General features: G+C 62.2%; 6 protein-coding genes. 3 read left to right on the forward strand and 3 right to left on the reverse strand.

The features are described 5' to 3' along the window. On the reverse strand, positions 1–1,412 hold a 1,412-nt coding region (locus JNL55_RS12845; protein ID WP_293853460.1), incomplete at its 3' end, for a methyl-accepting chemotaxis protein. A gap of 210 nt (positions 1,413–1,622) precedes the next feature. Next, a complete protein-coding gene (locus tag JNL55_RS12850; protein ID WP_293853463.1) occupies positions 1,623–2,768 on the reverse strand; it encodes a hypothetical protein in 1,146 nt (381 codons plus the stop codon). A 179-nt stretch (positions 2,769–2,947) separates the two neighbouring features. On the opposite strand from JNL55_RS12850, the gene JNL55_RS12855 reads away from it, so the two are divergent. Both JNL55_RS12855 and JNL55_RS12860 read left to right on the forward strand, forming a co-directional pair. Then, positions 2,948–3,367, forward strand: a complete 420-nt coding sequence (locus tag JNL55_RS12855) for a VOC family protein (RefSeq protein ID WP_293853465.1) — start codon at positions 2,948–2,950, stop codon at positions 3,365–3,367. Between the two features lie 55 nt (positions 3,368–3,422). Next, the gene (locus JNL55_RS12860; protein ID WP_293853467.1) at positions 3,423–4,028 is read left to right on the forward strand and encodes an ATP-dependent Clp protease proteolytic subunit; all 606 of its coding nucleotides are present in this window, start codon (positions 3,423–3,425) and stop codon (positions 4,026–4,028) included. Here JNL55_RS12860 and JNL55_RS12865 read toward each other — a convergent pair. Then, a complete protein-coding gene (locus tag JNL55_RS12865) occupies positions 4,025–4,936 on the reverse strand; it encodes a LysR family transcriptional regulator (protein WP_293853469.1) in 912 nt (303 codons plus the stop codon). The genes JNL55_RS12860 and JNL55_RS12865 overlap by 4 nt on opposite strands. Before the next feature lie 130 nt (positions 4,937–5,066). Here JNL55_RS12865 and JNL55_RS12870 point away from each other — a divergent pair, with 130 nt between their 5' ends. Further along, complete coding sequence (locus JNL55_RS12870) at positions 5,067–6,329, forward strand: acyl-CoA dehydrogenase family protein (RefSeq protein ID WP_293853471.1); 1,263 nt, start codon at positions 5,067–5,069, stop codon at positions 6,327–6,329. Positions 6,330–6,601: the final 272 nt, after the last annotated feature.

The following is a 6,601-nucleotide window of genomic DNA, read 5'->3' on the forward strand; positions in this document are numbered from 1 at the left end:
GTGTTCACCTGGTCGATGCCGCTGGCCTGTTCTTCGCTGGCCGCAGAAATCTCGGCGACGATGTCAGCAACGCGTTTGACGCTGGCGACGATTTCAGCGAGCGACTTGCCCGACTCATCGACCAACTGCGTACCGGCCTGCACCTTGGACACGGAGTCGTTGATGAGCTCTTTGATTTCCTTCGCTGCCGTGGCGCTGCGCTGAGCGAGGCTGCGCACTTCGGTGGCAACCACGGCGAAGCCGCGACCCTGTTCACCGGCACGTGCGGCTTCGACCGCAGCGTTCAAGGCGAGCAAGTTGGTTTGGAAAGCGATCTCGTCGATGACGTTGATGATGTCGGCGATGCGCTTGCTGGCGTCGTTGATCTCGCCCATGGCGCTGACCGCACGGTTCACCACTGAGCCGCCACGATCGGCCTGGTCACGCGCACCGACGGCGAGCTGGCTGGCCTGACGCGCGTTATCGGCGTTCTGCTTCACGGTCGCAGTCATCTCTTCCATCGAAGAGGCAGTTTCTTCCAGTGCTGACGCTTGTTCCTGCGTACGCTGACTCAGGTCGTCGTTGCCGCTGGAGATCTGGCGAGCCGCGGAGCCGACGGAATCGGCACCATGACGCACCGAGCCGACGATGTCGCTCAGCTTGTTGTCCATGTCCTGCATGGCGCGCAACAGGCGACCGAATTCGTCTTGCGTGGTGATTTCAATCTGATTGCCCAGCTTGCCGCTGGCGATGCGTTCGGCGGTGCCGACGGCAGTGTTGAGCGAGTTCATCATCGAGCGGATCAGCATCAGGCCCAACACCGCAGCGATGGCGCTGGCGATCAGCATCGAGGCCCACGAGATCATCGTGGCTTTGCTGTACGCGGCTTCATTGGCTTGGTTGGCAGCGTCGGCGACGCGGTCCTGGAATTCGGCCAGCTTGTCGGCCGCGGCCATCATCGACACGATTGCCGGACGCAGGTCCTGCACGCGCGCGCGACGGGCGTCTTCGAGAGCACCGGCCTGGAGTTTGGATACGATCGAGTCGCGCACCGAGCGATACTCGTCGGCCTGGCGCTTGAAGTCGTCCGCCAACACGGTTTCTTCGGCACCGGCCGGCAGGGCTTTGTATTGCGCCCACAGCTCGTCGATCAGCTTGGTGTTGCGTTCGTGCGTGGCTCGATAGTCAGCGAGCAGGTCCGCGGCGCCGGTCATCATGGCGAGGTCCAGGGCGCGAACGTTGTCACGGCGTAGCTGACCGATCTTGTTGACCAGCGCGGCAGACTGAAATTGATTCTTATACAGCTCGTCCATCCGGGCGTTGGACTGCTTCAGGGCGCTCAGCCCCAGCAAACCCACGCACAGCATGGCCAGCGCCAACAGGCTCAGCGTCGCGGTCAGGCGCGCCTTGACGCTGAGATTCGACATGCTCATCTTCGACTCCTGAATCGGTGCGATACCACGAATACGTGGCGGTACGTGGTTCGCATCGGCCCGCCGTGCACCATCTGTATACGGAGTTACCAGATTCAGGCGGCGCCTGATCGGCGCCCGACGAGTCGCCCGTCAGCACAGATACTCACCGGTAGCTGCGTCCGGGTGGGTGCTTAAGGTTCCGCCTCATACAGGCGGCTGGCGCGGGAGTTAATTCGGGCGGATGCGGTCGCGTTTCTGGCCGAACTGCATTTCGACCGCGATGCCGACTTCGGGACTGGCTTCACGCTTTTCGTAAAGATAGCGGCGTGGCCAGGAGACGCCGGCGCGTGCTTCGAGGATCAGCCATTCGGGCGTCAGCTGACGGCGCATGATCAAACGCATGGCGTGGCGTGTGAGCTGGACTTCGTTGTCGGTGGCGCCTTCGATCTGCGCCTGCCAGGCCAGGCCGGTTTTCTGGCCGATGCTTTGAAACAACGTCAGCTGGGTATACCACTCCAGGCCGATGGTCTCCTCGGTGAACTTGCCCAGGTTGCTCCAGCGTAATAGGAAACGATCCGAGATCACGCGGTCCAGGTTGACTCGAGTGGTGGTGCCGAAGCCTTCGGTGTTTTGCCAGAACACGGTTTCGCGCGCGCTGAACACATAACGTTCGGCAAACGTGCGCACCACTTCGTAACGAGCGCGTGCGTAGGGATCGAGCGGCCAATCGACGCGCACGCCGACGCCCGCATCGAAGTCGTTACCGGTGCGCTCCGGGCTGGAATAGCCGAGACCCAGCAGCACGCTTTCATCTTCGAGCGTGCCGAACTGGCGCGTCGGTAGCGCATCGAAATCGCCTTCGGTGTCGCTGATGTAATCGTCTTCGCCGACGCGTCCGGCGAACGCCGAAATGCGCTCGTCCCACTGGGGCAATTGCAGGCGCGCGCGAAACCGCAGGCGAGGATCGAAACCGTCGTAGTCACTCCACAAGCCACCGGCCGTGACGGTGCCGTAAGTGGCGTGATAGTCGTCGTAGTGAATCTGATCGCCGAACAAACCATCCAGCCAGGCGGACGATGCGCAAGCCGTCACTGTGAGGCTGCGTCGCACGCGCTGTAGGACGGTGGAATTCTTATCCGCGGGCTGGGCGCAGATTTCCATCGGGCTCGCGTCTTCCTCCATGGGCGGGCCTTCGGCGAGCGGATCGGCGTTTTCCACCACGACCGGCTGAACCGGTTCAGCCGACGGCGGCTCCACGGCCGGATCGGGTGTTTGCGCCAACGCGCGGGCGCTCAATAGTGAGAGGCTCGCCAGCGTCCAGAACAACGAGCAGGCCAATACAGAGCTCAGCGCATTGGTAGCAGCCTTGGCCATCGGCCGTGGCTCGCAGCGCTGTGAGATGTCTGTATCGATTGGCGAATCCGCACCCATATGTCCTGTTTTTGCCGGTAGCCTCGGGGGGATCAACGCAATCGGGTTGCCGGAGTTCCTCATCGAGTCTGCTGCCGTCGTTTATCATGGCCGCCGTTGCTGTTTCGTCGAGGGTATCGCCCATGAGGTATCTGCACACAATGGTGCGCGTCACGGATCTGAGCGCTTCGCTAAGTTTTTATTGTGAAGCGCTCGGGCTGCGCGAAATCCGGCGCATCGAGAATGACAAGGGTCGCTTCACCCTGGTGTTCCTGGCTGCGCCCGGCGACGAGCACGCCCAGGTGGAACTGACCTACAACTGGGACCCCGAAAAGTATGGCATCGGCCGTGCCTTTGGCCATCTGGCCTATGAAGTGGACGACATCTACGCTGCCTGCCAGCGCCTGATCGATCATGGCGTGACCGTCAACCGGCCGCCGCGCGACGGGCGCATGGCGTTCGTCCGCTCGCCCGACAGCATCTCCGTAGAGTTGCTGCAACGGGGCGGGGCGCTGGAACCGCGCGAGCCGTGGAAGTCCATGGCCAACAGCGGCGAGTGGTAGAATCGCCCGTTCTGGGCCAACGTTTGGCCGACCCGTGAGTTTCAAGGAGTTCTGCATGTCCGCCCCGATCTTCAATGCCGAGCGCGAAGAAAAGCAGCCCGAAAAGACCGAACGACCCGAGGGGCTGGCGGAGCAGCTGTCGTTCAAGTCGCGTTTCGTGCTGGTGTTCGGTGAGATCAATCACACCGTGGCGCGCGGCGTCTGCGAAAGGTTGATCGCGTTGTCCCAGCAATCGGATGCACCGATTCGGGTATTGATTTCCTCGCCCGGCGGTCACGTCGAATCGGGCGACGCCATTCACGACATGATTCGTTTCATCAATGCGCCGGTGATTACCATCGGCACCGGCTGGGTGGCCAGCGCCGGCACCCATATTTTCCTGGCGGCCGAAAAGCAGAATCGGGTCTGCTTGCCCAACACGCGCTTCATGATTCACCAGCCCGGCGGCGGCGCCGGCGGCCAGGCCACGGACATCGCCATTCAGGCCAAGGAAATCCTGCGCACGCGTGAGCGCATCGCTCGCACCATCGCCAAACAGACCGGCCGTCCGTACGAGAAGGTGGTGGTCGACATGGAACGCGACTTCTGGCTGAGCGCCAACGAAGCCATCGACTACGGCATCGTGTCGCGCGTGATCGAGTCCCACAAGGAACTGGCCTAAGCCGCTCGCTCGGCCAGACAAGCCCGCACCTGGGCCCGGAACCATTGCGACGCCGGGTCCTCCTCGACGTTGGAGTGCCAATACAAAAAGGACTCCATCGGCGGCACCTCGATGGGAAACGGCAGCAGCTGATTACCGGCCGGCTGCTGCACGATGGACGCCTGGCTACGAGTCATCGTAGCCAGCAAGTCCGAACGACTCACGATCTGGCTGGCGGCTGCATGTTGCTGACAGCGCATCTTGATGTGTCGTGACATTCCCAGGCGCGCCAGCGCGCCATCCTCATAGCCGCCACCCCGGCGCCGTCCGGTCACCAGAATGTGTGACAGGGCCGTATAAGTCTCGATGTCCAACTTGCCTTGCACGACCGGATGATCGGCGCGTGCCAGCACCACCAGGGGCTCGGCGCCGATCCGTTCCCGACGCACGTCGCTCGACAGCGGCAGCGCCACGTCCAGCGCCAGATCGATCTCACCGCTTTGCAGATCTTCCTCCAGGTCCCGCCGATCGATGCGCACCGAGGCGACATGAATGTAGGCGGCCTCGTGACCGATGCGATCCATCAGCGCCGGCAGGAAAGTGAGTTCATGCGATTCGCGAGCGGCGATGGTGAAGGAGCGTTGCGCCGTGCCTGGCTCGAAATGACCGACGCGCTGGAGCATCTGCTCCAGATTGCCCAGGGAGCTGGCGATGCTGTCGGCCAGCGAGCGAGCCAGCGGCGTCGGCACCATTTCGTGGCCCCGGCGCTCGAACAGCGGGTCGTTGAGCAGCTCGCGCAGGCGGCCCAGCGCATGGCTGACCGCCGGCTGGGACAGGTGCAGTCGCCGGCTGGCGGGCGTGATGCCGCCTTCGCGGTAGATTGCGTCGAACACCGTGAACAGGTTCAGATCGATCCTGGATAGCTGCATGGGACCTCCCGCGGACTATGCATGCTGCCAATCGGGGCCCATTCATACAATGCATTGGCTTGCCGCCGGCCCGGACGGCAAGTTAGCGCCTGCCATCGCTGGTTGAGCATCTTTTTGGGGGAGAGTGCACATGGATTTCGAATACAGCCCACGCGTGCGTGAGTTACAGGCTCGCCTGGTCAAGTTCATGGACCAGCACATCTATCCCAACGAAAAGGTCTACGAGGCTGAGGTCGCCGACAACCGCCGCAAAGGCGATGCGTTCGTGCCCACCCGGATCATCGAGGAGTTGAAGGTCAAGGCGCGGGCTGCCGGGCTGTGGAACCTGTTCCTGCCACATTCGCCGCGAGCGCCGGAAGGGTTGTCCAATCTGGAATACGCCCCGCTGTGCGAGATCATGGGTCGCGCGCCTTGGGCGCCGGAGGTGTTCAATTGCTCGGCGCCTGACACCGGCAACATGGAAACCATCGAACGTTACGGCACCGAGGCGCACAAGGATCGTTGGCTGGAGCCGTTGCTCAAGGGTGAAATTCGTTCGGCGTTCTTGATGACCGAGCCGGCGGTGGCGTCGGCGGATGCGACCAACATCGAATGCAGCATCCGGCGCGAGGGCGATGAGTATGTGATCAACGGCCGTAAGTGGTGGTCGAGCGGTGCCAATGATCCGCGCTGCAAGCTGTTCATCGTCATGGGCAAGACCAATCCGGAGGCGGGCAAGCATCAACAGCAGTCGATGATTTTGGTGCCGTCGGATACCCAGGGTGTCGATGTCATGCGGCACTTACCGGTGTTCGGTTATGACGATGCGCCTCATGGTCATGCTGAGGTTGATCTGGTCGATGTAAGAGTGCCGGCGTCGAATCTTCTGCTCGGCGAGGGGCGCGGGTTTGAGATTGCGCAGGGGCGCTTGGGGCCTGGGCGGATCCATCACTGCATGCGATCTATTGGCGTTGCTGAGCGGGCGCTCGAGTTGATGTGCAAGCGGTTGAGTTCGAGAGTTGCCTTCGGCAAGCCGGTGGCGGCGCAGTCGGTGTGGCATGAGCGCATTGCCGATGCGAGATGCATGATCGATCAGGCGAGGTTGTTGGTGCTGCGGGCGGCTTACATGATGGATACGGTGGGGAACAAGGTTGCCAAGCAGGAGATCGCGCTGATCAAAGTCGTTGTTCCCAATATGACTTTGCAGGTGGTCGATTGGGCGATTCAGGCTCATGGCGCGGGTGGTGTTTCCAACGATTTCCCGTTGGCCAAGCTTTGGGCGGGGCAACGCACTTTGCGTTTGGCGGATGGGCCGGATGAGGTTCATCGGAATGCCATCGCCAAGTTGGAATTGGCTCGTCATGCTGGGAAGCCCGGTGTTGACGTTGATATGCCGGTTACTCGCGGGAGCTGATTTGGTTGCTCGCTTCGCGGTGCTCGCTGAGGCTTAGTCGGCTTGCGCCGCCTTCGGAGTCGGAGCCGGAGACCTCAGTGGCCGGCGCCTTCAGGTCAGGTGCGCATTCGGGTGAGAGCCGGCGTCTTCCTCCGCCTCCGCTCTGTGTCTTTCCCCCATGCAAAACCTCCGAAAGACGGTGAGTGCTGCTCTTTAGCCAGCGCTGCAACCTTCTACCTCTGTGTCACGTCTCAATCACAAGAGCACTGGCCAGCCTTGTAAAGGCGGCGGTG

The sequence above is a fragment of the Steroidobacter sp. genome, assembly GCF_016790065.1.
Lineage (GTDB): Bacteria > Pseudomonadota > Gammaproteobacteria > Steroidobacterales > Steroidobacteraceae > Steroidobacter.